The organism is Bacteroides sp. HF-4919 (assembly GCF_018860125.1).
Genome location: NZ_JAHKNF010000002.1, coordinates 411,662 through 436,042, shown reverse-complemented (window position 1 = coordinate 436,042; position 24,381 = coordinate 411,662). Strand labels below are relative to the sequence as shown.

General features: G+C 45.3%; 23 protein-coding genes. 10 read left to right on the top strand and 13 right to left on the bottom strand.

Features of this window, described 5'->3' with window-relative positions:
- Positions 1 to 9: 9 nt before the first annotated feature.
- A complete protein-coding gene (locus KO473_RS05975; protein WP_005782917.1) occupies positions 10 to 765 on the top strand; it encodes a succinate dehydrogenase/fumarate reductase iron-sulfur subunit in 756 nt (251 codons plus the stop codon).
- 150 nt (positions 766 to 915) lie between these two features.
- On the opposite strand, the gene KO473_RS05970 is transcribed toward KO473_RS05975, so the two are convergent.
- The 8 genes from KO473_RS05970 to KO473_RS05935 form a co-directional block, all read right to left on the bottom strand.
- Positions 916 to 1,761, bottom strand: a complete 846-nt coding sequence (locus tag KO473_RS05970; protein ID WP_005822475.1) for an AraC family transcriptional regulator — start codon at positions 1,759 to 1,761, stop codon at positions 916 to 918.
- Between the two features lie 378 nt (positions 1,762 to 2,139).
- Positions 2,140 to 3,114, bottom strand: coding sequence for a fimbrillin family protein (locus KO473_RS05965; RefSeq protein WP_232303472.1), 975 nt, complete (start codon positions 3,112 to 3,114; stop codon positions 2,140 to 2,142).
- 87 nt (positions 3,115 to 3,201) lie between these two features.
- Positions 3,202 to 4,167 carry a DUF5119 domain-containing protein gene (locus tag KO473_RS05960; RefSeq protein WP_005822476.1) on the bottom strand — a complete coding sequence of 322 codons (966 nt, stop codon included), beginning with the start codon at positions 4,165 to 4,167 and terminating at the stop codon, positions 3,202 to 3,204.
- A gap of 6 nt (positions 4,168 to 4,173) precedes the next feature.
- Positions 4,174 to 5,148, bottom strand: coding sequence for a DUF3575 domain-containing protein (locus KO473_RS05955; RefSeq protein WP_022012568.1), 975 nt, complete (start codon positions 5,146 to 5,148; stop codon positions 4,174 to 4,176).
- A 347-nt stretch (positions 5,149 to 5,495) separates the two neighbouring features.
- Positions 5,496 to 6,617 carry a DNA-processing protein DprA gene (dprA, locus tag KO473_RS05950; protein WP_005822478.1) on the bottom strand — a complete coding sequence of 374 codons (1,122 nt, stop codon included), beginning with the start codon at positions 6,615 to 6,617 and terminating at the stop codon, positions 5,496 to 5,498.
- Positions 6,614 to 7,018 carry a thioesterase family protein gene (locus KO473_RS05945; protein WP_005782900.1) on the bottom strand — a complete coding sequence of 135 codons (405 nt, stop codon included), beginning with the start codon at positions 7,016 to 7,018 and terminating at the stop codon, positions 6,614 to 6,616. The genes dprA and KO473_RS05945 overlap by 4 nt, the downstream gene beginning before the upstream one ends.
- A 2-nt stretch (positions 7,019 to 7,020) precedes the next feature.
- Positions 7,021 to 8,262: a peptidase U32 family protein gene (locus KO473_RS05940; RefSeq protein WP_181996013.1), complete on the bottom strand. Its 1,242-nt coding sequence runs from the start codon at positions 8,260 to 8,262 to the stop codon at positions 7,021 to 7,023.
- Positions 8,263 to 8,319: 57 nt separating this feature from the next.
- Positions 8,320 to 8,778, bottom strand: a complete 459-nt coding sequence (locus KO473_RS05935; protein ID WP_005822479.1) for a DUF2059 domain-containing protein — start codon at positions 8,776 to 8,778, stop codon at positions 8,320 to 8,322.
- Between the two features lie 94 nt (positions 8,779 to 8,872).
- Between KO473_RS05935 and dusB the strand changes: the two genes are divergently transcribed.
- The gene (gene dusB / locus KO473_RS05930; protein WP_005822481.1) at positions 8,873 to 9,850 is read left to right on the top strand and encodes a tRNA dihydrouridine synthase DusB; all 978 of its coding nucleotides are present in this window, start codon (positions 8,873 to 8,875) and stop codon (positions 9,848 to 9,850) included.
- Here the strand turns inward: dusB and KO473_RS05925 are convergent.
- Genes KO473_RS05925 through KO473_RS05915 form a run of 3 tightly spaced genes read right to left on the bottom strand, consistent with a single transcriptional unit; the run spans position 9,843 to position 12,727 of the window.
- Positions 9,843 to 10,808, bottom strand: coding sequence for a phosphatase PAP2 family protein (locus KO473_RS05925; protein WP_005782893.1), 966 nt, complete (start codon positions 10,806 to 10,808; stop codon positions 9,843 to 9,845). The genes dusB and KO473_RS05925 overlap by 8 nt on opposite strands.
- Positions 10,799 to 11,806: an NAD(P)-dependent oxidoreductase gene (locus KO473_RS05920; RefSeq protein ID WP_005812513.1), complete on the bottom strand. Its 1,008-nt coding sequence runs from the start codon at positions 11,804 to 11,806 to the stop codon at positions 10,799 to 10,801. The genes KO473_RS05925 and KO473_RS05920 overlap by 10 nt, the downstream gene beginning before the upstream one ends.
- 21 nt (positions 11,807 to 11,827) lie before the next feature.
- A complete protein-coding gene (locus KO473_RS05915; RefSeq protein WP_005782889.1) occupies positions 11,828 to 12,727 on the bottom strand; it encodes a cation diffusion facilitator family transporter in 900 nt (299 codons plus the stop codon).
- Between the two features lie 103 nt (positions 12,728 to 12,830).
- Between KO473_RS05915 and rnr the strand changes: the two genes are divergently transcribed.
- The 7 genes from rnr (at position 12,831) to KO473_RS05885 (ending at position 19,867) form a co-directional block, all read left to right on the top strand.
- Positions 12,831 to 14,975, top strand: coding sequence for a ribonuclease R (rnr, locus tag KO473_RS05910; protein WP_122130105.1), 2,145 nt, complete (start codon positions 12,831 to 12,833; stop codon positions 14,973 to 14,975).
- Positions 14,976 to 15,771: 796 nt separating this feature from the next.
- A complete protein-coding gene (locus KO473_RS05905) occupies positions 15,772 to 16,284 on the top strand; it encodes a hypothetical protein (protein WP_250716529.1) in 513 nt (170 codons plus the stop codon).
- A 124-nt stretch (positions 16,285 to 16,408) separates the two neighbouring features.
- Positions 16,409 to 17,371 carry a toxin-antitoxin system YwqK family antitoxin gene (locus KO473_RS05900; protein ID WP_005782880.1) on the top strand — a complete coding sequence of 321 codons (963 nt, stop codon included), beginning with the start codon at positions 16,409 to 16,411 and terminating at the stop codon, positions 17,369 to 17,371.
- 71 nt (positions 17,372 to 17,442) lie between these two features.
- Positions 17,443 to 17,985 carry a DUF5991 domain-containing protein gene (locus KO473_RS23380; RefSeq protein WP_250716530.1) on the top strand — a complete coding sequence of 181 codons (543 nt, stop codon included), beginning with the start codon at positions 17,443 to 17,445 and terminating at the stop codon, positions 17,983 to 17,985.
- 249 nt (positions 17,986 to 18,234) lie between these two features.
- Complete coding sequence (locus KO473_RS23375; protein ID WP_250716531.1) at positions 18,235 to 18,588, top strand: hypothetical protein; 354 nt, start codon at positions 18,235 to 18,237, stop codon at positions 18,586 to 18,588.
- Positions 18,589 to 18,778: 190 nt separating this feature from the next.
- Positions 18,779 to 19,264: an RNA polymerase sigma factor gene (locus tag KO473_RS05890; protein ID WP_005782877.1), complete on the top strand. Its 486-nt coding sequence runs from the start codon at positions 18,779 to 18,781 to the stop codon at positions 19,262 to 19,264.
- 6 nt (positions 19,265 to 19,270) lie between these two features.
- The gene (locus KO473_RS05885) at positions 19,271 to 19,867 is read left to right on the top strand and encodes a hypothetical protein (RefSeq protein WP_005782874.1); all 597 of its coding nucleotides are present in this window, start codon (positions 19,271 to 19,273) and stop codon (positions 19,865 to 19,867) included.
- A gap of 277 nt (positions 19,868 to 20,144) precedes the next feature.
- Here KO473_RS05885 and KO473_RS05880 read toward each other — a convergent pair whose 3' ends face one another.
- Positions 20,145 to 22,610, bottom strand: coding sequence for a glycoside hydrolase N-terminal domain-containing protein (locus tag KO473_RS05880; RefSeq protein WP_122130107.1), 2,466 nt, complete (start codon positions 22,608 to 22,610; stop codon positions 20,145 to 20,147).
- A gap of 106 nt (positions 22,611 to 22,716) precedes the next feature.
- Between KO473_RS05880 and KO473_RS05875 the strand changes: the two genes are divergently transcribed.
- Positions 22,717 to 23,190, top strand: a complete 474-nt coding sequence (locus KO473_RS05875; RefSeq protein WP_005782870.1) for a pyridoxamine 5'-phosphate oxidase family protein — start codon at positions 22,717 to 22,719, stop codon at positions 23,188 to 23,190.
- 103 nt (positions 23,191 to 23,293) lie between these two features.
- On the opposite strand, the gene cysK is transcribed toward KO473_RS05875, so the two are convergent.
- On the bottom strand, positions 23,294 to 24,241 hold the full coding sequence (gene cysK, locus KO473_RS05870; RefSeq protein ID WP_005822492.1) for a cysteine synthase A: 948 nt from the start codon (positions 24,239 to 24,241) through the stop codon (positions 23,294 to 23,296).
- Positions 24,242 to 24,381 lie beyond the last annotated feature (140 nt).

Genomic DNA, 24,381 nt, shown 5'->3' with positions numbered 1-24,381 from the left:
AAAACAAAAATGGATAAAAATATATCATTCACGCTGAAAGTATGGCGTCAGAAAAGCCCTAAAGCGAAAGGTGCTTTTGAAACATACCAAATGAAAGATATCCCGGGCGATACTTCATTCCTCGAGATGCTGGATATTCTGAACGAACAGATCATCAATGATGGTGGCGAACCTATCGTATTTGACCACGACTGCCGCGAAGGCATCTGCGGTATGTGTTCTCTTTACATCAACGGACACCCACACGGACCTGCAACAGGTGCTACTACCTGCCAGATGTATATGCGTCGTTTCAAAGACGGAGATACTATCACTGTTGAGCCGTGGCGTTCTGCCGGTTTCCCGGTAATCCGCGACTTGATGGTTGACCGTACGGCCTATGACAAGATCATGCAGGCCGGTGGTTACGTAAGCGTAAACACAGGTGCTCCTCAGGATGCCAATGCCATTCTTATCTCTAAGGACATCGCTGACGAAGCCATGGACGCTGCCGCATGTATCGGTTGTGGTGCTTGTGTAGCTGCTTGTAAAAATGGTTCTGCCATGTTATTCGTATCAGCCAAGGTTAGCCAACTGAACCTGCTTCCACAAGGTAAAGTAGAAGCTGCCCGCCGTGCAAAAGCAATGCTTTCTAAAATGGATGAACTGGGATTCGGTAACTGTACAAACACACGTGCTTGTGAAGCAGAATGCCCGAAGAACATCTCCATCAGCAACATTGCCCGCTTGAACCGCGATTTCATCATCGCAAAACTGAAAGACTAAGCAAAACTTAGCATTTGATTAATAAGTAGGAAAATTCCCCGCCGGCATCGGCGGGGAATTTTTTTATATGAAAAGTATTATTTCTTACGATGTCTACGATACCAGATAATGAAGCCGGTCAGGGGAAGTGAAGCACCCGAACATTAAAAGCTACTCCTTACCGCTGGATTTTCGAATAGCCCGGGGCGAAGCACCGAACGACTTCTTACAAAAATTGGAGAAATGAGGCAAAGACTCAAAACCATATTTGTAACAAATCTCCGAAATGGTGGCATCGGTATACTTAAGATCATACATAATCCCCTCCTTACGGCGTTTCAGCATCCATTCGTAGACCGGTTCGTGAAAGATGGTATTAAAAATGCGACGGAATGTAGTCACGCTATATCCTCCCATGTGGGCCAGTTCCTCTACGGTTTTCACCCTCATATAGTTTTGCAGAACAAAATACTGAAAGCTATTGGTATATTGTGAGAGCGGATGAACCAATGAAGACAGGTCATAGTCCGAATAATAATACCCCAGAATAAAAGCAAGTTCTTTCCGTTTGAGTGATAACAGCTCCCGACAAATTTTATTTTCACTCAAATAGTTTTTCGATCCTTCAAGAAAATATTGCAACTCCGGGATAATTTTGAGAGGTGAGTAAATCAACGGTGCCGGAATTTCATTCATAATGTAGTTATAGCGTTGTTCACAAAAAAGCTCCGGCTGGTTAAAACTGTAACACACACACTCTACATCTGTCATAGCCAATACTTCCAACTTCGATCCGATGGCTTGAAGAATAAACTCTCCGGCACGTAACATCGTTCCGGCATATTCCTGACTATTGACTAATATCTCCCCTTTTAAGAGGAAAATCATCAGGTTCTCTTCACACTTCTGGGCAGGACGATGAAAACCTCTCGGATGAGAAGCATGCATAATGGCATTATCAACAGCCTTGGGACATATCTGACAGTTCATCTTATCTCCACAGAAGGAGTCGGACATAGCGCGTTGTGTTTTGTTTATGTTGCCGACAAATGTAGGAGATTTTTTTGAAAAAACAATTAAGAAAGAAGAAAATGGCATAAAAATAGGTTCATCCGACAAATACGCAACAGGATATCTTTCTCAATAGGATTGATAATCAGAAGATTATATTTACCATAATTTTCTTTTCAATGTAAAGGTATTTACCCCGGCATGTAAAAGCATTTACCTCGGCATGTAAAGGCATTTACCTCGGTACGTAAATGAAGCCGGCATGCAAAGTAACGGATCCCCTCCCGTAGGATAAGCGTCGGCAAGACGCATCCTTCGGATGAACCTAAAAATAGCCCTGAGGTTTCTCTCAGAGCTATTTTTATAAATAACGGCTTACGAATACTACTTAGGAGTATCGGTGAAATCCCAGCTATCAGCAACTGAACCGGTAATAGCCATCTTCTCAGCGCCTTTTAACGTCAATATGTAAGCAATACTTTGTCCAGCAGTCCAGTTTCCTTCGGTAAATGTAATTTCCTCCGGAGTAGTTGTTTTATCGAGCAACATTGCGCCACCAGCTTCAGCTTTGTAGTAGATTTCGAATGTAACGTCAGTTAAAGCTTGAGGAATAAGCATGGCAGTGTAATCTGCTCCAACCAAAGTCTCGTTCGCAGTGCCACCGCCATCTGCTCCTACAATAGAAAGTGCAGTAGCAGGTTCAATGGTATAGCTTGTGGTAGTAGTAACATCGTCAGGAATAGCCCATGTACCTAATGTTGTCTCAGTAGTAGAAGTAGCTCCATAAGTATACACACCTTTGTTTTTAGCTTTAATAACCACTTTATTTAAAGTGTAAGTAATACCACTTCCCTCTCCTTTTATTTTAAAGCCAATCTTCGTCAACGCGTGTTTAAAATTTAAAGCAACCGCTTCTGTGGTACCGCTTATAGCTTTTTGCTTATTCATCGCTTCTGCTACCACCAAATCTTCCTGGTCTTTCACGGCATCTTTCACTGTATAGGTCAGTGTAGGCGCTTTGTTAGCAGAAGCTGCCCCCCAAGAAAGCTGTGCCGTAGTGTTAGGTGAAAAAGCAAAGAAACTTACTTGATCTGTTGCCGGCCAATAGAATACAGAGCCACCACTGCTCCATGTGCTTTCTTTTAATTCAAAATCAGCTCCAGGTATCAGCGCATTGACAGCTGTAGCATCAGCAAATGCCCCAGTAGTAGAATAGGCATACGTCGTAAACTTTGTAAAATCTGCGTTCACTAAAGTCGTAGCTCTTGTTGTTTTACTTACCGCCGTATTGAATCCGATTTCCACCGGCTGTGCAGCCTTTTCAATCTCTTCATTCTGTGAGCAACCCGTAATTGCCATTGCAGCAACTGCTGCGAATAAAATCTTCTTCATAATAGTATGTTTTTTTAAGTTATTAATGTTTTATCTGTATGTATTCCTTTTTTCTTATCCAACGGGCAACTCCACATTTGTTTCGTCGTCCCAGTCTCCTACATCACCGCCAATGCCGCCACCTCCACCCGGAGGTACCTCCACATCGTCTACTTTTATTTCGTCTTCTATTTCAACTTTAACCAATGTCGGCGGTTTCGTTTCATCTCCTTCTCCTCCTTCACCACCGCCGGTAGGTTCTTGTACGGCTTCCGTTATATTAATCTTCACTTCCTGCACCGACTTGTCCACCTTAATAATCATCAGGTTCATCATCACCGGAAGTTCGGTCTCGGCACGGCTAAGAACAACTTCGGGTAGCCCAAAAGTGGTAAATACCCCTTCTATCTTTCCGGCTTTCACGTTCAGATCAATATTAATCGGACAGGCATCACACATGGCATAACCTTTTCCTAAAAAATAATGGTCTGCCATCCCACCGACACTCCCTATCACAGTAGAAACATTACTCAACCCCTGTGCCTTGATGCTAAAGGAGTAAGTTCTGACTACCAGCCTTGGTTTCAACTCCAGCGTCAATGTCTCCTCACTATTTCGTACATCCAGATCATCTATGTTTATCACATAAAGCGGATCCGGCCCCCAAACCATCTTTTCTGTTCCGGCAACCCCAAACTTACAGAGATTGGTGTAAGCCTGAATGGTTTCATAAGATTCTTCTCCACGAATCAAGACCGTTTCTGTATCGTAATTGTAAACCACAACCGAGTAATGTCCGGGAGGTACCGGTACCTCTCCACCGGTTACCGACAAATATGCACTCTTCTTTTTACCTCTTTCATCTTTCGGATAAAAGATAACCTGCATTCCCTCCGGTAGTTTCTCTGTCACTCCTTCCCAGTTTAGTGCGATCCGTACTCCACTAACCGGATAATCATCCAGCAGTTCCCGCCGGCTGCATCCCGTCATCAGCAACAACGGGCAGAAAAGCACAAAAAGCAACTGTCCTATATCTTTCATCCATCTCTATCTCCTTGCCGTTATAAGCCAGACCAATGATACCTTGGCTTTGGTAGGCCCGATAAAATTGTAACGTCCGCTATTTGTCCAGACTAACGAGCCTTCGTAAGGAGTATACTTACGGTATTCTGTTGTCAAGTATCCCACTCCCACACTAAACTCAAACGAAAGATGGCGGGCTACCTGTTTCGCATATCCATACGTAAACCCCGAGGCTGCATAATACTTTCCCTGATAACCATCTCCCTTAAACTGGAAGTCGTAAATACCTCCTTCTGCATAACATCCCAGAAAATGTCCTGTCAGCCTGCCGTGTTTCCGGCGATTTCCTAACCAGCAACGTCCTTCCACCCCTCCCGAAAGCAGCTGATAGCAGAACTCTTCTCTGCTGTTCAGCCACCAGGGACATTTGTATTCAGTATTCAAAGACCAACGCTTACCTAATGGTATTTCCACTTCTATATTGGGTGCCAATGCCAAGTCATAAAGCAGATTGTTCTTCACGGCCAATACCGTTTGCCGCCGCACCTTCTCCGATTCCATTACTGATTTTTCCCTATTTACCATGACAGGCTCTCCTCCGGCAAGTTTACCGGGAAGCGGTTTAGCTGTTTCCACTCCATATACCGGCTTTGCTTCTTTTACCGTCATTGCCGGAAGCCGTTTTCTTTGCGGTACCGACAGTTCCGGTAATATCCGGTTCGCAATGTAATGGTAAGCTTTTCCTCCGTTAAGCCGACGCAATAAAGACTCACATCTTACAGGATCATCACGATGGTAATCCAATAACATCAGTACATCTCTCTGATCGGGCACCTGTGAATCTGCAGCAATCTTCTCGTACAAAACAGACCAGTCTATTTTTTGAAAATCGAACCCTTCTTTCCTTATGGCATCCGTCATCGTCATCATCGCAAAACCTTCACCCGGCAAAAAGAAAAGGATCCCCCAAAAGATGAATATATAGATGCGATTCTCCATAGTTGCTCTATTTGTATAAAGCAAATATAGAGCTTTGAAATTAAACGAAATACACTTAATCTAACTAAATAAAGGGCCTGGTTTGTTGTGTGAAACGATTGGAACGATTTTGCAAGTTTGACGGGGTTTATCCTTCCCTAAAGACTGCTAAATAAACAGGAAGAAGAGACATTATAAAGGCATATCCGTGAAAAACCGTGAAGGAATTCAAAAGAGAGACAATATTCAGGGAAATATTTGGAGAATCATCCGAAGAGAATTACATTTGTATTGTGATTTTTTTCATAGTATTAGATTTAAGGTTAACAAAAGGTTGGAGTCAGGCGTGACTCCTTTTTTTTGCCCCTTTATTTAAGCAACTGATAGACTCCTCCCGCCAAGGCCCGGATTACTCCTTTCATTTCCAGCTCAAACAGAATGACACTGATCTTATTGATAGGAATATCAGCCTGCACCATCAACGCATTGATCTGCAAATCTCCCAGCCGTCCGAGAATATCTACAATCTTCAGTTCTTCGGCAGATAAATCAGGGAAAAGATTCCGCTGTACGGTTGTCGGTTTAATAGTATGTGAACCGGTATCCCACCCCATTGCCTTCACAAAATCCGCCGCAGACTCCAATAAAACAGCCTTATTGTCCCGTATCAACTGATTGCACCCTTTCGAATATTCATCAGTGACCCGCCCCGGGAAAGCAAAACAGTCGCGATGATAACTTCCGGCAATATCCGCCGTAATCAGAGAACCGCCTTTAGCGGCAGACTCCACCACAATAGTGGCATCGCTGATACCGGCAACAATACGGTTCCGACTGATGAAGTTATGTTTATCCGGATTTGTTCCGGAAAGAAATTCAGTTAACAGTCCACCCTGCCGGAGCATATCAATGGCTGTTTTACGATGTAACGAAGGGTAAATACGGTCCAGCCCATGAGCCAATACCCCCACAGTAGGAAGTTCAACAGCCAGTGCTGCCCGGTGGGCATTGATATCGACCCCATAAGCCAATCCGCTGACAACAAGTACATCCGGACATAACGCCTGCAAATCCTGCAGGAAACTGACGCAAATTTGTTTCCCGTAATCCGTTGCATTACGGGTCCCGACCATATTAATAATGTGGAAAGCATTGAGATCTGCTTTTCCTTTAAAGAATAATACGACGGGAGCATCATCGCATTCACGCAGTCTGGAAGGATAGCCCTCATCTGCCATCGTAAGGCAAGAGATACGGTTATCCCGTACAAACTCATATTCCTGTTCGGCACGCTTCAATGCCTGTGGAGAATCCAATGCTGCGACAACTGCCTGATTCACTCCGGGTAAGCGATCGGGCAATTCAGTCCGGTAACGGAATACATCGGCAGCACTCCCCATACCGTCTACCAGACGTTTGGCACCTATATGCCCAACGCCCGGTATTTGCGTCAGTGCAATACTGCATATCCGTTCTTCATCGGTGCTCATTGCAGGTAAGGCGCAAAAATCCGGTCGAATAATTCACTATCGCTCAAACGTCCGTTTACCACACATACCGTTTCCACCGTCGATTTAACGACAACCTTATTATCGCTTTTCCGGAAGATGTCCTGATAGAACACATATTTGATACCTTCTTTCTTCATATACAATTTGGAAACGAATTCATCACCACTCTTTAATGGGGTTTTGAAGGCCATATTAATGCGGGCTACCACCGGATCCACGCCCTCTTCGTGCAGTTTTGCAAAACTTACGCCTACCGATGAAAGAAACTCATGACGGGTATGTTCCAGATAATGTTGATAATTAGCGTTATTCACAATGCCTTGCAGGTCGCACTCGTAGTCACGTACCTTTAAAGTAAGTTCATAGATATACTTTTCCATCTTTATTCCAGTCCTTTAAATTTTTTCAGTTCTTCGGTCGAAACCAATTTATACAGTTTGTCACTCGGACGTATCTTATCCAGCTTCATAGAGAAGTGCTCTCCCTTCTTCACGGTTTCTACCGGTTTCAGCTCCACACGGGCCTCATCGAGCGTAGCAAACACAGCTCCGGTAGTAGGGCCGGTAATCAACAGCTTATCGCCTACACTCACTTCAGCCGCTTCCACCAGGAATTCGGCTACACCAATGTTGGAGAAGTATTTAATACCTTTCCCCACATAGATCTTACGTTCGGTTGCCGCCGATCCGTAATTCTTAGTCCATTCTCCCAGACGCTGTCCCAGATAGTAACCGTCCCAAAAGCCCCGGTTGAATACCGTTTTCAAGCGTTCATCCCACGCCGCAATCTTCTCGTCGGTAAACGTACCATCCAGACAGGCCTGAATAGCCTGCTTATAACACTCGACAACAGTACGTACATATTCGGGCCCGCGGGCACGGCCTTCGATTTTGAATACACGCACCCCGGCATCCATCATTTTATTCATGAAATGAATGGTCTTTAAATCTTTGGGCGACATGATGTACTGGTTGTCAACCTCAAGTTCCACATCGGTATCCTTATCACGGACAGTGTAAGAACGACGGCAGATCTGCATGCAGGCTCCCCGGTTGGCAGAATGATTCATTTCATGCAAAGACAGATAGCACTTGCCCGAAACAGCCATACAAAGCGCTCCGTGGCAAAACATTTCGATACGGATCAGCTCTCCGCCCGGTCCACAGATATGTTCTTCCTGAATCTGACGATAGATCTCCGCTACCTGTTCCAGATTCAGTTCGCGCGCCAACACCACTACATCGGCAAATTGCGCGTAAAACTTCAAGGCTTCTGCATTCGAGATATTCAATTGCGTAGACAGATGCACTTCCTGACCAATCTTGTTGGCATAGCTCATCACCGCCACATCGGCGGCAATCACAGCCGAAATACCCGCTTCCTTGGCCGCGTCGACAATGGTACGCATCAGTTCAACATCCTTGTCATATATGATGGTATTCACCGTCAGATAACTCTTCATTCCATGTTCGTCACAGGTCCGGGCTATCTCGCGCAAGTCCTCAATGGTGAATGTATTGGCCGAACGTGCACGCATGTTCAGATTCTCAATACCAAAATAAATAGAATCAGCTCCCGCCTGGATGGCTGCCGCGAGCGATTCGCGTGAGCCAACCGGAGCCATTATTTCAAAGTCACTTATCTTATACATAGTTACCAATTATAAGTTACGAGTCCGCAACTACTGAATATATCCTTTTTCTTTCAGGTTTGCCACTATCTCCTGGGCAATCCCCATTCCGATCTGCTGACCCGCTTCCATGGCCTCGGCAGTCATCACCGGAGTGGACTCGGCCAGCTTCTTTCCCACAGGAGATTCATAGAACTGGGTAATCTTCTTCAGGTCGTTTATCGTCAGATACCTGTAATAAATAGATACATATATATCCATAAACTGTGTGTTTGCCTTTTCGGACAACTGCTCTTCAAAAGTTTTCCAGAATTCATCCGGAACGTTCGAATAAGTATGTTTCATCATCCCGATCATCTGCGGAACCATCGATTTCACAGTAGTCATAGCGCCCGAGGCCTCGAGCATCTTGCTTAACGCCTCTTTATAAGCAGCATCCTGAGCCGAAACGGAAGTGGCAGACAAGATAAAAGTCAGGCACAGAGCAATGGAAAATAGTCTTTTCTTCATAATTTCTATCCAGTTAAATAAATGAATGGAGTGCAAAGGTAGGGGTTTTTTCCGTACTTTTGCAGCCAAATAATGAATAGAAAATCGTAAAAAGATGAAAATAGGCCACATAGACCTGGGTGAACGCCCTGTATTTTTGGCTCCGATGGAGGATGTCACCGATCTCGCTTTCCGCCTGATGTGCAAAAAGTTCGGAGCCGATATGGTATACACAGAGTTCGTCTCGAGTGATGCTTTGATACGTTCCGTCAACAAAACAACTCAAAAACTGACCATCTGCGACGAAGAACGTCCCGTCGCCATTCAGATATACGGTAAAGATACGGAAGCCATGGTTGGCGCAGCACGGATTGTAGAAGAAGCACAACCGGATATATTAGACATCAACTTCGGCTGTCCGGTAAAGAAAGTTGCCGGAAAAGGAGCAGGCGCCGGTATGTTGCAGAATATCCCGAAGATGCTTGAAATAACCCGTGCCGTAGTAGATGCAGTCAAAATACCCGTTACTGTAAAGACCCGTCTGGGATGGGATGCGGACCATAAAATCATTGTCGACCTGGCCGAACAATTACAGGATTGCGGTATTGCGGCATTGGCCATTCACGGACGTACCCGGGCACAGATGTATACGGGCGAAGCGGACTGGACCCTGATAGGGGAAGTAAAGAACAACCCGCGTATGCATATACCGATCATAGGAAATGGCGACGTAACTTCGGCTACCGGTGCCAAGGAGTGTTTTGAGCGGTATGGAGTAGACGCTATCATGATAGGACGTGGCAGCATCGGCCGCCCATGGATATTCCGCGAAGTGAAGCATTATCTTGAAACCGGAGAAGAATTGCCGCAGGAATCCTTTGAGTGGTATCTGAATGTATTGCGTGAAGAGGTGCTGAACAGTGTAGCCCGCCTGGACGAGCGCAGAGGGATTATCCATATCCGCCGCCATCTGGCAGCAACTCCTTTATTCAAAGGAATACCCAACTTCCGGGAAACACGCATCGCCATGCTGCGAACAGAGTCGGTAGAAGAGCTTTTCCGGATATTCGATGGACTTCACCCCATCACTTAAACATCGGCACTGCAAACCATTTCTTGAACATCTTTGTCACCAGCACATACAGCACGAAAGCAGAGATAAAGCCCGCAATCGCATCAATCAGATAATGTGCCTGAATATAGACAGTAGCTCCGCAAAGCAACAGATAGAGCGGCAACAGGCAGGCAAAAAGTTTCTTGCTGCCACGCCAAGCCATAATCATCAGAATAGTCGAAACACCGACATGCGAACTGGGAAAAGCCGCCGTAGGACGTTCTCCCACTTGTTGCGAACCCTCTACCAGGCTATAAAAGAATCCATGCTGATAGCCGGGACCCGGAAGCAACTCCTGATTGTGATTGAAATAATCGCCAATGGCAGGAAAGACACCTTGTGAGACAGAATCCATGCCAATGGCAGGGAAATAGAACTGAGGACCGGCAACCGGAACGAATATATAAATAAGGTAGTAGATGAAAAAGCAGGTGACCAGTACAAACGACATCTTCTCAAACAGATCGAACCGATAGATGAAATAGAACAACGTCACAACCAGAATCATAGGATAATATGCGAAGTACCCCATATTGAAGGGTTCACTCACCCACATTTGCGGAAACGCGTGGCAAAACCATACGGCAGGTTGCCCTCCGAACATCCACTGTTCGGCCGTAGCAAAAAGATGATCCAGGTTGGGGAAGACACGGTTGAACTCAAAGGTATCCGGATACCAGTATGACAAAAGGCTCATCTGGATAGCGATACGCACAAAAGCGGAAAACTTACATGGAGCCAACCGGTAGAGATACATCAGCAAAAAAGTCATTGCTGCAATCACTGCCCTGTCCCACAACATGTGGAGCGGATGGTCCATCCGTTGAAACATGAATAAAATCAAGATAGAAGTTAACAGATTATATATCAATGTTATCTTCTCAACAGCAAACAAGCCCTTACGGCTTTCTACACGTTTAAATAAATCTAAAGCCATCCTTCGTTCTTATACCAGGCAATCGTTTCCTTCACTCCCTTTTCCAAATCGTATTCAGGAGCATATCCCAGTTCTTTCACAGCCGGAGTTATGTCGCATTGCCAATTTCTTTGTTTCATTATTTTATATTTGTCCGAATTCAGTGTGCTGCTCTTTCCCGAACGGGTCGCTATAAATTCGGCGAGCAAAGATACGACTTTTAGCACAATTAACGGACATTTGATGTGAATAACAAACGGACTCCCCAATTCTTTTTGAATCAGATCGGAGAAAGCACGGCTTTTATATACCTTCCCGTCAGCCAGAAAGTAAGCACGCCGGGATACTTCCTTCTCAATTCCCAGAAAAATAGCCTGTACAATATCTTTCACATACACAAATGTCAAATCCTGCCGTTTATATCCCACGGAGAAATCCGTATGCTGCCGGATGGACTTCGCCATCAGGAAATAGTCTGCCTCACGAGGTCCGTACACTCCCGTCGGACGGTAAATGACATACGGAAAACCGGGCAGGCTCTGGATATAAAGTTCCGCTTTCAGCTTACTTAATCCGTAAGCCGTATTCGGAGCCGGAGTATCTTCTTCACGGATGGGAGTATAATCCTTTTCACGTATCGGACCGAATACACTCAGAGTACTGATATAGATAAACTGCTTGGGAATCATATTAAGCTCGCGCAACGTATCGACAAAATATTTGGTCTGCAGATAGTTGACACGGTCGAAGTCGTTCTTGTCCGCACACTTGGTCACGCCGGCACAATGGACGATATAATCGAATTTATTGTACGTACCTTTATGGCCGGACAGTTGTGCCCGCAACTCATTGGGGTGTGCAAAGTCCAACTCAAGGAAGTGAATCTTGCGTTCTTTCAGGTATTTCTTACTGCTGGATGCACGGATCCCCGCCCAGACACCAAACCTGCGTTTCAAAGCTTCCTGAACAATGAAACTGCCGATAAATCCGCTTGCTCCGGTAATTAGAATACTCTCCATAAAATTCAGATCAAATGATAATTATTTCGTTGGTTCCACATGAATGCCTACATGGGTTCCTTTCCCAAACATCTCTTTTAGTTTATTTTCGATAGCAGTAGCCGTGCCATGCGCCTCTTCCAGAGTTATCTTCCCATCCATGCGGACATGAATTTCGATGGCATAATAACTGCCGATCCTGCGGGTACGCAAATGGTGGGGCTGACTCACTCCCGGAAAAGAGAGTACGGTCTGCTCAATCTCTTTCTCGACATCGTCCGGCAAGGACTTTTCAAGCAGTTCGTCCACACAAGGAATCAGCAACTGCACAGATACCTTCATAATAAAGAAACTGACTACCACTGCGGCAATCGGATCGAGTACCCGCCAATGATCTCCCAGCAAAATGGCCCCTCCAATACCGATAGCCGTTCCGATGGATGATAACGCATCACTCCGGTGATGCCAGGCATTGGCTACCACGGCCTGAGAATTTAACTTCTTGCCCTGAATCACGGTATACTGATACAGTATCTCTTTTGACACAATCGACACCAATGCCGCCACCAATGCCACTACACCGGGAGACTCCAACTGTCCGCCCTGCAAAAAAGTATAAATGGAAGAGGCACCATTCCAAAAGATACCGAAGCCGACACACAAAAGTAACAACCCGATGATGGCCGTAGCCAATGTTTCATATTTGCCGTGCCCATAATCGTGCCCCTTATCTTCGGGCTTCCCGGCGATACGGACAAAGACAATGACAACAATATCGGTGATGAAGTCGGATAGTGAATGGACAGCATCGGCCAGCATAGCCGCACTATGCCCGGCAATTCCGGCAAAGAATTTAAAAACGAGCAAAAGGAAGTTCACGATACTTCCCACGATCGTTACTTTATAAATTCCCTTCTCCCTGGAAGACTTTTCACTTTCCATTTGTTAGATTATTCATAATGTGAGGGGCAAATGTACATGAAAATCTTGAATTATTAATATTTAATCGCTTACTTTGTACTGATTGATATAAAACGAACCGATTATGGCTAAAAAGAAAGAAAAAAAAGCCGGCAAAAGAATGAAGAAGAAAGAACTGTCAAAGGTGGTTCTCGATTTCTTCCATGCCAAACAAGACGAGGTTATCAGCCTGAAATATATTTTCTCGGAACTGAAGTTAACCACTCATCCGCTAAAAATGCTCTGCATGGATATCCTGTCCGATCTCCTGGCCGATGACTACATTACCGAAGTAGATAAAAACAAATATAAACTAAACAATCACGGTGTTGAAATGACCGGAACTTTCCAACGTAAAAGCAACGGGAAGAACTCGTTTATCCCCGAAGGAGGCGGAGACCCGATTTTTGTCGCCGAGCGTAACTCCGCTCATGCGATGAATAACGATAAGGTGCGCATCGCCTTTTATGCCAAACGTCGCGGACGCGAGGCCGAGGGAGAAGTGATCGAGATACTGGAACGCGCCAACGATACATTTGTCGGCACACTGGAAGTGGAGAAATCATATGCCTTCCTCGTCACGGAAAACCGTACGCTTGCCAACGACATCTTTATCCCTAAAGATAAACTGAAGGGCGGAAAGACCGGCGACAAGGCAGTGGTAAAGGTCACAGAGTGGCCGGACAAAGCTAAAAACCCGATCGGACAAGTGCTCGACATTCTTGGCAAAGCCGGTGACAATACGACTGAGATGCACGCTATCCTGGCCGAATTCGGATTGCCATACGTCTATCCGCAGTCGGTAGAAAAAGCCGCAGATAAGATTCCCGCAGAGATTTCCGCCGAAGAGATAGCCCGCCGCGAAGACTTCCGAAAAGTAACCACTTTCACCATCGACCCGAAAGACGCCAAAGACTTTGACGACGCTCTTTCCATCCGCCCATTGAAGGACGGACTTTGGGAAGTCGGCGTACACATTGCCGATGTGACGCATTATGTCAAAGAGGGAAGCATTATCGACAAAGAAGCCGAAAAGCGTGCAACTTCCGTTTATCTGGTAGACCGCACCATACCGATGTTGCCCGAACGGCTCTGCAACTTCATCTGCTCGCTTCGCCCCAACGAAGAGAAACTTGCTTTCTCTGCCATATTCGATATCACGGAAAAAGGAGAAGTGAGAGACTCGCGCATTGTACACACGGTCATCGAATCGGACCGCCGCTTCACTTACGAAGAGGCGCAACAGATCATCGAAACCAAAGAGGGTGACTTCAAGGACGAGATACTGATGCTCGACACCATAGCCAAGGCTCTGCGTGAAAAGCGTTTTGCGGCAGGAGCCATCAACTTCGACCGTTACGAAGTGAAATTCGAAATCGATGAAAAAGGAAAACCCATCAGCGTTTACTTTAAGGAGTCAAAAGATGCCAATAAACTGGTAGAAGAGTTTATGCTGCTTGCCAACCGCACCGTAGCAGAGAAAATAGGCAAGGTACCCAAAGGAAAGAAGGCCAAAGTGCTGCCTTACCGTATCCACGACCTTCCTGATCCGGAAAAGCTGGACAACCTCGCACAGTTCATCGCCCGTTTCGGTTACAGACTCCGCACAAGCGGAACCAAGACGGATGTCTCTAAATCGATCAATCACCTGCTGGACGACATACAAGGAAAGAAAGAAGAAAACCTGATTGAAACCGTATCTATCCGTGCCATGCAGAAAGCGCGCTACTCTACGCACAACATCGGACACTACGGACTGGCTTTCGACTATTACACCCACTTCACCTCTCCTATCCGGCGTTTTCCGGACATGATGGTGCACCGGTTGGTAACCAAATATATGGATGGCGGACGCAGCGTATCGGAAACGAAGTACGAGGATCTGTGCGACCACAGTTCGAACATGGAACAGATTGCAGCCAACGCCGAACGCGCTTCCATCAAATACAAACAGGTGGAGTTCATGAGCGAACATCTGGGACAGACTTATGACGGAGTGATCTCCGGCGTAACGGAATGGGGACTTTACGTAGAACTAAACGAAAACAAATGTGAGGGCATGATACCTATCCGCGATCTGGACGATGATTATTACGAGTTCGACGAAAAGAACTACTGCCTGCGCGGTCGTCGCAAGAACCGTATCTACAGCCTGGGAGACGCGATCACCATCAAAGTGGCACGGGCCAATCTGGAGAAGAAACAACTGGACTTCGCACTGATAGAGTAACACTTTGTCAAAATGATAATCGGGACCCGCTCAGATTGCCTTATTTCCGGCAAGAGTACGTCCGCAAAGAAAAATCGCCTTCCACACGGATCGGCGATTTTCTTTTTATTATCCAGATAGGGAAAGTTGGACAAAAGCGAAAGTATAAGTACATAGAAGCCGGACAAAGAAAAAGAAATAAAGGATATAAGGAATCATTTTATCTTTTCCTAAGCGCTCGCCATTCGGAAGCAACCAGAGAAATATATGGATTCACGCCGCTCCGAAACACCGGTAAAAGAAGATGTGAAACAAAAGACCTTTGTTTTTCTTCAAAAGAAATAAGCATTTCACCCGAAAGAAGTAAGCATTTTCGGAAAATGCTTACTTCTTTTCGAGAAAAGCAAGGGGCTTCAACCCGAAAAGCCCGGGTTTCCGATCTCCAAAGTCCGGCTGTTGGAGTCCAAAAATCTGTTTTTGTGTTCCTGTGCTCCCTATCAGTCCGATAAAAGAGAAAGTATATGTAAGCGGAAACAGCCATTTACTTACTTTTTGAAATGAAACACAGACAAAACGCAGCAATCGGATCATCCGACAAATTCTAATATATAAAATCCATTCCGACAATGTATCCAAGGTGCCGTGCAATTCTTTGATTTAAGTGTAAATGCGACAGTTCTTCTTTTTACCATATACATTCGTACCCGCTTATCAACTCTGCTCATCGCCGCTTCATCATTTAGCATTTCAACAATAAAACCAATTTTCATTCGGTCATCGGAATTAAAACAGTATATTTGCCGCCAACTAAACAAAGTTGGAATACGGAGTAAAACAACTCAATAAAAAGAACATCACAAACATGCTTGGAATAAAACTGATCATAGCAATACTATTTGTAATCATCGCATTACTCAGCATCTTCTTTGTAATTATCAGAGCAATCAAGAATAATAAGAACTGGAAAATAATAGAACCTGAACTTATAAAGAAAGTTCAAGAGTCCACCAGGCAAGAAATTATACATACAATGACGTTAAACGCCAGCGACTCAACTGACTTCTCCAACGGCAAGGGTTTCTTACTATGGATAGCATTTACATCTGGCTACACAGCTTTTATCAATAAGAGCTATATTGCCGATAGCGGTAATGGACATGTTTATCTTTCAAGAAGAATGGATACTTCAATGAAAAGATTAGAGAAAAGATTTATGGAACTTGAGTTCAGGAACAAGGAATCCGCAGAAATAATAAAATTAGACGTACTGGTCCGTCCCAAAGATATAGAGATACTAAGCGCATTTATTCCCAATAAAAAATCTTTGTAAAGATTGACAGTACAAAAACCGATCAGGAAACCGGATATCGAACGTACTTTCATCTGCTACGGCAGATAAAGGCAGAATGCAGATATTCCAATTATTTATTATCACAAAATAAACTAAGAAATCAATGAAAAAAGTTATTCTTTTACTCTTACTCGGAGCATGGGTATTCACAAGTGTTGCTCAGGAAAAGGTATTTCAAGTAAACGAAGTGTCCGTCATTAACTATGGTGACGGACGGTTGCTGTTCCGGGAACTGAACGAGGAAAAAACACCGTTACAGGGCGAATACCGCATCATCGACGGCTATCATTCGGAATATATCCTGGCTTCTTTCAAGAATGGCATGTACGACGGGCTGTATCGCCATTTCAAGAGGAATGTTCTTGCGGAGGAAAGCACATACAAGGATGGATGGAGAGAAGGCTATCGTAAAACATATTATGGCGACGGCAAAACCCTGCAGGGCGAAGGAACGTTCGTGGAAGGAAAGTTGCACGGTGTCTGTAAGTCATACTATCAAAATGGAAAAGTCGAAACGGAGGTCTGCTATAAAATGGGAGACCAGGACGGATGCGACCGCAAATACAATGAGGAAGGAAGCCTCGTGCGCGATACTTATTATAAAGATGGCAAGCCCGATGGAAATTGGGTGGAGCATCTGTCCGGTAGTATTGATTTCACCCGTCGCAGCAGCTATAAAAACGGATTGCTGACGGGCGAATATTCTGAAACGCTAAAGAATGGAAATCTCCGTAAAAAAGGTACTTACAAGGAAGGCAAAAAAGACGGAATCTGGATCGAATATCGCCGTGATACGGGCATCCCCGAACGTTCGACTACCTACCGGGCAGGGGAAAAGACAGGAGAAGAGATTCGCTATTTCACTGATGGAAAGCCCGAAAGCTCCAAAAATTACCTGAATGGCAAGTTGGAAGGCATTAGCCGCGAATATTATTATAGCAACGGCCAGCTAAAGTCGGAATTCACCTACAAAGCCAACAAACAGCATGGCCCTTTTAAATATCTGAACGAGGACGGAACCGTCCGCGAAGCAGGCCGTTACGAAAACGATATGCGGAAAGAGTAATTCTGCCGGAACCAGTATGGAAGGCGGTTTTACATTTATAGATAGGAATATGAATAAACACATTTGTTTTTATGAATAGAAAGTGGATCTTAATAACATTGTGCATTATACTACTATCCGGTTGTATAAATTTTGGGAAACGTTCGTCCACTCCGAAGACTCAATCACCCGGCAACGAAACCGAACAATCAGAACACGCCATCAGTCAGCATTGGATTGGGAGCTATTCTTTATATATCCTCTCAGGAGAAACCATTCAAGAAGATGCCAGCAACATCGGAGTCGGTTATGATTTTGAAATTCAGGATTCGATGGTTTCTTTTACAGCAGAGGGCTTTCAGACGTTTTTCGTGTGTGAATGCTCGATCCGGGAAAGCAAAGATCAGTTGTTGTTACTCTACAAAAGAAAGATTGAAGAGACTACTACCGTACCTTTTAGAAACGAGGGCGATACGGTTGCCCTGATTACCTGCGAACAGGGAAAATATTATGTGCAAAGCCCGGTCATTCCGGTTGCCGGATGGGTTTACAATCAAAAGATATTGCTGGAGAAGGAGCCGGTTAATACATCAGAGGAATCGGATCATGGCTCGATCCCGGAAATAACCTATTAGCACGAGGACTTTGAATATGGCACTGAAGAAGATCATTTAGACCGTTGGGTCATTCCCATTGACGAAGCTGAATTTTTAGCGGCATCGGCTAACTATAAGAACATACAGCCGGACAGCACGGTTCAGTTACCCACTGATCAAGGGAGCTATTCTGTTTCACTGGAAAATGGGCACACAAAAGTGTTATCCGATTGCTATGAACAATCCGATGCGTATCGCAAATACCTATACAAAGGATATCTTGCAGAAATGAATTGTTATGTATTCGAATACGAAGGCCTTGAGTGGGAAGGAATTTCATACGTCTCTAAAGCGAACGGGGAAGAATACGGTCTCCGCACCCAAGCTTTGTTCTCTTTGAATCAGAATTGTTATTGTGTGGATGCATGCACCGAGCTTGAAGGCGAAAGAGCCGGAATTATAAAGGTATTTCAGGTCTCAGGCGGCGAATTCAAATTCATGTTCGGCTTATGGTCGGACAAGATATTCCCGCAAACCGTTTGCTGGAAGGATAACACCACTCTTTATGTGAAAGCCCTCCGGGAGGAAAATGGCGCAGATCAAACTTATTACTATAAGATACCTTTGGATCAGGTACAATGATTCGCTTTTGGTAAATGACCGATAAAGAGGCTGTCTCAAAATTTTATTTTTGAGTTCAGCCTCTTGTTTTATTGTCTATTGCTTTTCTTACCTAATCTTTTTATACTCTTTTCTCTCTTATTCTTTTATAATAAAGCAATCTTGTAATAATAACATCGTTCGCCCGACTATAAAGTAAAGATTAAAACAAATGAAGTCGAACAAAAATGAATTTCTGAAGATGTTGACTGCCTATCAGGGGATTATCCACAAGGTAAACCGGGTATATTTCAGATCGGAAGCGGACAGAGAGGACAACTTTCAGGAAACCGTCTATCAGCTCTGGCGATCTTTCCCGGCATTGCAGAACAAGGAGAAACCCGCATCGTGGATCTATAGGGTAGCAATCAATACCTCTATTTCGAAAATAAGAAAGGATAGTCGCATCGAGTTTCATGACTCGCCGCCGGAGGGAGAGACCGTTGACCCTTGGGAACAGCAGGAACAGGACGAAAACTGGCAAAGACTTGTCAATGCCCTTCAAAAGCTGAATGAAATAGACAAGTCCATCATGCTGCTTTATATGGAAGACTATAGTTATGAAGAAATAGCAGAAATAGTGGGAATGAGCAGCTCCGCCGTCGGCGTAAAGATTCACAGGCTGAAAAGCCGATTACAAAAACAATTTAAAAAGTAAAGCATCATGGAAGCACATGACATTAAAGAAACCTGGAAAGCGGGAGTGGAAAAGAATATCAAACCGTATCCCGAAGAGAAACTGAACGAGATGGTAATCAAATCCGCGAGAAAATCAATCAAGACAGTGTATCCCGGAACCGTCTTCCGACTCGTTGTGGTCGCCGTGGTTGTTTACCTTATTGTAATGCTGTTTATAAGAGAGCAAAGCATGGAAAGAGCGTACGTGGATATAGCCGCTTTGGCCGTATTGTCCGTTTCCTATTTCCTTTGGGAACGTTCCGCTTACAGAATGCGGAAATACACCAACGGCATGGCTGTAAAGGAATGGTTGGAATACCGGATAAAAGAAGTTGAGAAAGACGTCAAATTCAATACCAAATATGGTTGGATCGTATATACGTGTTCCTTTCTCTCGGCAATAGGCTTCTATGTGTTCTATCTGATGGCAATGAATATAACTCCCGGTATATTGAACGTCGTAGTTGTCCCACTCGGCATAGCCATTTACCTGCTGATCATAGACCGTTCTTTAGGACGGAATTACCGGAAAACCCTCCGTGAACTGAAAGATTTATATAAACAGTTTGAAGTGGAGGATTGAAAACAACTATATCAAGGAAACGAATCATCATCGAGCAGGCACAGGCACTTACTATAAGCACCGGTACATCCCCATCCGACCGGAAATCAGAAAGTAAAAAAACAAGTAGACCCGGTCTGTCGGAAGATGAAAGTCGGAAAGACGGACTTTTATCTTCCGGCCGATCCCGGAAAAGAGGAAACATTATTATCCCAAGCATCCATCAACGTTCTTGCTGAAAGGTGAAAAAGAGAAATGACGCCGCTTTAGAGACAGCCGGTCATTGCCCCATGCCGGACTACCGCTTAACCGTAAAGACCTGACTCTGACCTGCCGGAATTACAACTTCCTTCACCTTCCGCCCGATCTTCAAACGGCAGGCATTTCCCTGTTCGGAAAATACCTTTACCACAGTTTTACCTGATTTACTCCATGTAATATCTATAATGAAACCACCGCGGGCACGCAGCCCCGTAACCTTTCCTTCTGCCCATACATCGGGTAATGCCGGCAGAACGTCTATCACACCGTCATGGCTCTGCAACAACATTTCCGCCACACCGGCAGTATACCCAAAGTTACCGTCGATCTGGAAAGGGGGATGTGCATCGAACAAATTCTTATATAATCCCCCATGCCGATTTACTTCCGGCCCGAAGTCGGTGGGGGTGAATAAATTCCGTATAATACGGTAAGCGTGATTTCCATCGTGCATACGGGCCCACATGTTGATCTTCCATCCCATACTCCAGCCCGTAGCTTCATCTCCACGCAATTCGAGCGTACGGCGGACTGCACTGACAAGTTCGGGTGTCTTGCCCGGTGTTATTTCACATCCCGGATGGAATCCATACAAGTGTGACAAATGGCGGTGGTGCGGTTCTACTTCATCAAAGTCTTCACTCCACTCCATAATCTGCCCCCGCTTTCCGATACGGTAAGGCACCAGTTGCTTTGCTCCCATTACGTGCAGCAAGAGAGTATCGGCAGGAGGAAGAATAGAATCGGCAGCTAAAATCGCAGCTGCTTCGGCCGTATTGCTGAAGAGTTCACGAATAATGGCCATATCCATCGCCGGAGCCGGAGCTACGGCCGAAGTTTTCTTTTCCGGAGTCAGAAACTGATTCTCGGGTGAAACTCCCAACGGAGTTTGCCACATCCCGTCTTTTTCCACCAGCCAGGCGTTATAAAACCGTGCGGCATCGCGCATCAGCGGATAGGCGGTCTCACGGAGAAACTTCTTATCCTCCGAAAACAGGTAATGATCCCACAAATGCCGGCAAAGCCAGCCGGCACTCATATTCCACATAAACCAGGTAGGTTCACCGTCTGCCGGTCCCGACTCACGCCAGATAGAGGTGATATGATGGGAAGTCCAGCCGGGAAGGTTATACATCTTTGCAGCTGTAACGGAACCATTGACCGCAAGTTCCCGAATCAGTCGGAAAAGCGGTTCACTGCACTCAGGCAGTCCGGTGGTTTCGGCCGGCCAGTAATTCATCTCAGTATTGATATTAATGGTATAACTGCTGCTCCATGCCGGAACCACATCCTTATTCCATATACCTTGCAGATTGGCGGGTTGTCCGCCTTCACGTGAAGATGCTATCAGCAGGTAACGCCCATACTGAAACAAAAGTGCTGCCAGAGCATTGTCCGGATTGTCCCTGAATCCGATAATACGGCGGTCGGTAGGCAGACCAGAATAGTCTTTCTCCGATTTCAAAGTCAACGCCACACGACCGAACAGCCGTTGATAGTCCGCCAAGTGACGTTTCTTCAGATCTTCATAAGGCAGCTGCCCGGCAACGGAAAGAATCGTATCCAACTTGGCCTGATAATCACTGCCGTCCTGTGAAGGACTTCTATCAAAGCCATTATAGCTGGTGGCAGCAGCAACCAAAAGAATTATTTCACCCTCTCCGCTCACTTTCAACTGATTGTCTTGCAAGGTGGCATTTCCTTTCAGTACCTTCACCCGGCTTTGGAAAAACATCCCTTTGCCGCCAACCTCATCGGCATACAGCACTTGTTTGTCGGTCTTTCGGCGTCCGTGACTATCGAAAAGTTCCGGATGGCGATCTGTCAATCTGTTCTTTTCGAGGAAGTCCAGCGTCCGCCGCTCTACACAACCCGGAGCCTGTCCCGAAAGAATCAACTCTTCACCCGTACCATCCACTTTCGCTGTCGGATGCTCCGATGTATAGCTCACCGCTACATTTACGGGCGACCGACGTGAAGCAGAGATACGAATCACCATTACCCGGTCCGGATTGGATATAAAGTATTCACGGGTATAGCGGATGCCTTCTGCCTGATAGCGAATAGTATGTACGGCATCTTGCAGATTCAATTCACGCACATAGTTTTCCACCTTTCCCTGAACATCAAAGCTTAGAAAAAGGTCGGCCAGAGGTTGATAGCTCTGCGAAAGCCTGCCTTGCCAGTTCCGGGTTATCAATCGGTGGGCACCCGCATAATCGCCATGGTTCAACAAGGCAAGCACTTCATTGTATACACTTCCGATAGAAGGTACGCCAACACCGGAAAAAGGTTCACCGCTATATAGTGTGCTTTCATTCAGTTGCAAATGTTCTCTCCCGGCATCTCCGAATACCATCGCACCCAGATATCCATTTCCCAAAGGAAGAGCTTCATTCCAGTTGGCAGCAGGCTGCCGGTACCAAAGCGAAAGATTATTTCCGCCGAACAACAGGCAGGCTTCCAGTAAACAAAAAAGAGTGGTAAAAATGTGTTTCTTCATAACTATCAGGGTTAATTCATTTCAAAAACCGTATTTCTATATTCCCGGAAGGCAAAGTTATTAAAATAAATTTCCATCTTTGTATTCCTATCAAGAGAATATAGTTATGAAGACAGTAATCATTGAAAACAAAGAGCAGGTAGAAGAAATTATCTCCCGTTGCGATATTTGCTTTGTCGGTATCACCGACCTGGAAGGCAACCCTTATGTGATCCCCATGAACTTCGGCTATCAGGATGGAGTGATCTATCTGCATTCCGGCCCCACAGGCAGCAGCATCGATATGCTGGCAAAAAATAACCGTGTCTGCATCACTTTCAGTGTAGACCACGAATTGGTATTCCAGCACCCCAAGGTGGCATGCAGTTATCGGATGCGGGCCAAAAGTGTGATTTGCAGAGGACGCGTAAACTTTATCGAAGACCTGGAAGAAAAACGTGAAGCGCTCAATATATTGATGCGGCATTATAGCAGCCGGGAATTTGTATACTCAGATCCGGCAGTGAGAAATGTAAAAATCTGGGAGATACCGATTGAAAACGTTACGGCAAAAGAGTATGCGGTGCCGCATACGAAATAAATTCACCACAGATTACACGGATTCACTCAGAATTTTGATCCGATAGTTAGTAAGACGAATCATTAATCTGTGCAAATCTGTGTAATCTGTGGTGAACAATGCATCAGAGCGGATACTCCTCGAACGCATATAAGATTGTCGACAGATAGCGTTCGCCTGTATCCGGCAATAATACAACAATCAATTTTCCCTCATTCTCCGGAAGTCTGGCTAACTCGGTAGCTGCATATACTGCCGCCCCGGAAGAGATTCCGACCAAAAGCCCCTCTTTAGCCGCCAATTCACGACTGGTACGGATAGCATCATCGTTTCCTACCTGTTTAATCTCGTCTACCACAGCAGCATTATAGGTTTTGGGTATAAATCCTGCTCCAATACCCTGTATCTTGTGCGGACCGGGAGCACCACCCGACAATACCGGTGAATCGGTAGGCTCTACAGCCACAATTCGTACAGTAGGATTATGCTCCTTCAAAGCAGACCCTACTCCACTTACGGTACCTCCCGTTCCTACTCCGGCCACAAAGATGTCCACCTTTCCATCGGTATCTCTCCAGATCTCCTGTCCGGTAGTACGTACATGAACCGCAGGGTTAGCCGGATTTTCGAACTGTTGCAGAATGACAGATCCGGGAGTAGCCGCTTGCAGTTCCTCAGCCTTGGCAATGGCTCCTTTCATCCCGTTTGCTCCCGGAGTAAGTACAAGCTCCGCTCCCAACGCCTTCAACAGGTTCCTGCGTTCCATACTCATCGTGTCGGGCATGGTCAATATCAGCTTATATCCTTTGGCAGCAGCCACAAATGCCAAACCGACTCCGGTATTTCCACTGGTTGGCTCTATAATAACAGATCCTGGCCTCAACGTCCCCTTCACTTCGGCATCTTCAATCATGGCCAGAGAAATACGGTCTTTCACACTTCCGGCCGGATTGAAATATTCCAGCTTTGCCACTACACGTGCTTTGAGCCCTTTACTTGCGTTATAATTACTCAACTCCAGTAACGGAGTGTTACCGACTAAATCTGTCAGCTTCTTTGCTATCTTTCCCATATCTATCTATTATTAAATATCTGTTTATTAGTAATAGGACAAAAGTAGTGCAGATTTGGTTCATTCTCAATACCATAAGTATGGTAAATTCGTACTACGAATGAGGGAGAAATATCTTTCTAAAGAATCCAAACGAACCG

Coding starts and splice junctions, on each gene's coding strand:
- KO473_RS05975 (WP_005782917.1), top strand. CDS start 10: ATGGATAAAAATATATCATTCACGCTGAAAGTATGGCGTCAGAAAAGC.
- KO473_RS05970 (WP_005822475.1), bottom strand. CDS start 1,761: ATGTCCGACTCCTTCTGTGGAGATAAGATGAACTGTCAGATATGTCCC.
- KO473_RS05965 (WP_232303472.1), bottom strand. CDS start 3,114: ATGGCAATTACGGGTTGCTCACAGAATGAAGAGATTGAAAAGGCTGCA.
- KO473_RS05960 (WP_005822476.1), bottom strand. CDS start 4,167: ATGAAAGATATAGGACAGTTGCTTTTTGTGCTTTTCTGCCCGTTGTTG.
- KO473_RS05955 (WP_022012568.1), bottom strand. CDS start 5,148: ATGGAGAATCGCATCTATATATTCATCTTTTGGGGGATCCTTTTCTTT.
- dprA (WP_005822478.1), bottom strand. CDS start 6,617: ATGAGCACCGATGAAGAACGGATATGCAGTATTGCACTGACGCAAATA.
- KO473_RS05945 (WP_005782900.1), bottom strand. CDS start 7,018: ATGGAAAAGTATATCTATGAACTTACTTTAAAGGTACGTGACTACGAG.
- KO473_RS05940 (WP_181996013.1), bottom strand. CDS start 8,262: ATGGCTCCGGTTGGCTCACGCGAATCGCTCGCGGCAGCCATCCAGGCG.
- KO473_RS05935 (WP_005822479.1), bottom strand. CDS start 8,778: ATGAAGAAAAGACTATTTTCCATTGCTCTGTGCCTGACTTTTATCTTG.
- dusB (WP_005822481.1), top strand. CDS start 8,873: ATGAAAATAGGCCACATAGACCTGGGTGAACGCCCTGTATTTTTGGCT.
- KO473_RS05925 (WP_005782893.1), bottom strand. CDS start 10,808: ATGGCTTTAGATTTATTTAAACGTGTAGAAAGCCGTAAGGGCTTGTTT.
- KO473_RS05920 (WP_005812513.1), bottom strand. CDS start 11,806: ATGGAGAGTATTCTAATTACCGGAGCAAGCGGATTTATCGGCAGTTTC.
- KO473_RS05915 (WP_005782889.1), bottom strand. CDS start 12,727: ATGGAAAGTGAAAAGTCTTCCAGGGAGAAGGGAATTTATAAAGTAACG.
- rnr (WP_122130105.1), top strand. CDS start 12,831: ATGGCTAAAAAGAAAGAAAAAAAAGCCGGCAAAAGAATGAAGAAGAAA.
- KO473_RS05900 (WP_005782880.1), top strand. CDS start 16,409: ATGAAAAAAGTTATTCTTTTACTCTTACTCGGAGCATGGGTATTCACA.
- KO473_RS23380 (WP_250716530.1), top strand. CDS start 17,443: ATGAATAGAAAGTGGATCTTAATAACATTGTGCATTATACTACTATCC.
- KO473_RS23375 (WP_250716531.1), top strand. CDS start 18,235: ATGAATTGTTATGTATTCGAATACGAAGGCCTTGAGTGGGAAGGAATT.
- KO473_RS05890 (WP_005782877.1), top strand. CDS start 18,779: ATGAAGTCGAACAAAAATGAATTTCTGAAGATGTTGACTGCCTATCAG.
- KO473_RS05885 (WP_005782874.1), top strand. CDS start 19,271: ATGGAAGCACATGACATTAAAGAAACCTGGAAAGCGGGAGTGGAAAAG.
- KO473_RS05880 (WP_122130107.1), bottom strand. CDS start 22,610: ATGAAGAAACACATTTTTACCACTCTTTTTTGTTTACTGGAAGCCTGC.
- KO473_RS05875 (WP_005782870.1), top strand. CDS start 22,717: ATGAAGACAGTAATCATTGAAAACAAAGAGCAGGTAGAAGAAATTATC.
- cysK (WP_005822492.1), bottom strand. CDS start 24,241: ATGGGAAAGATAGCAAAGAAGCTGACAGATTTAGTCGGTAACACTCCG.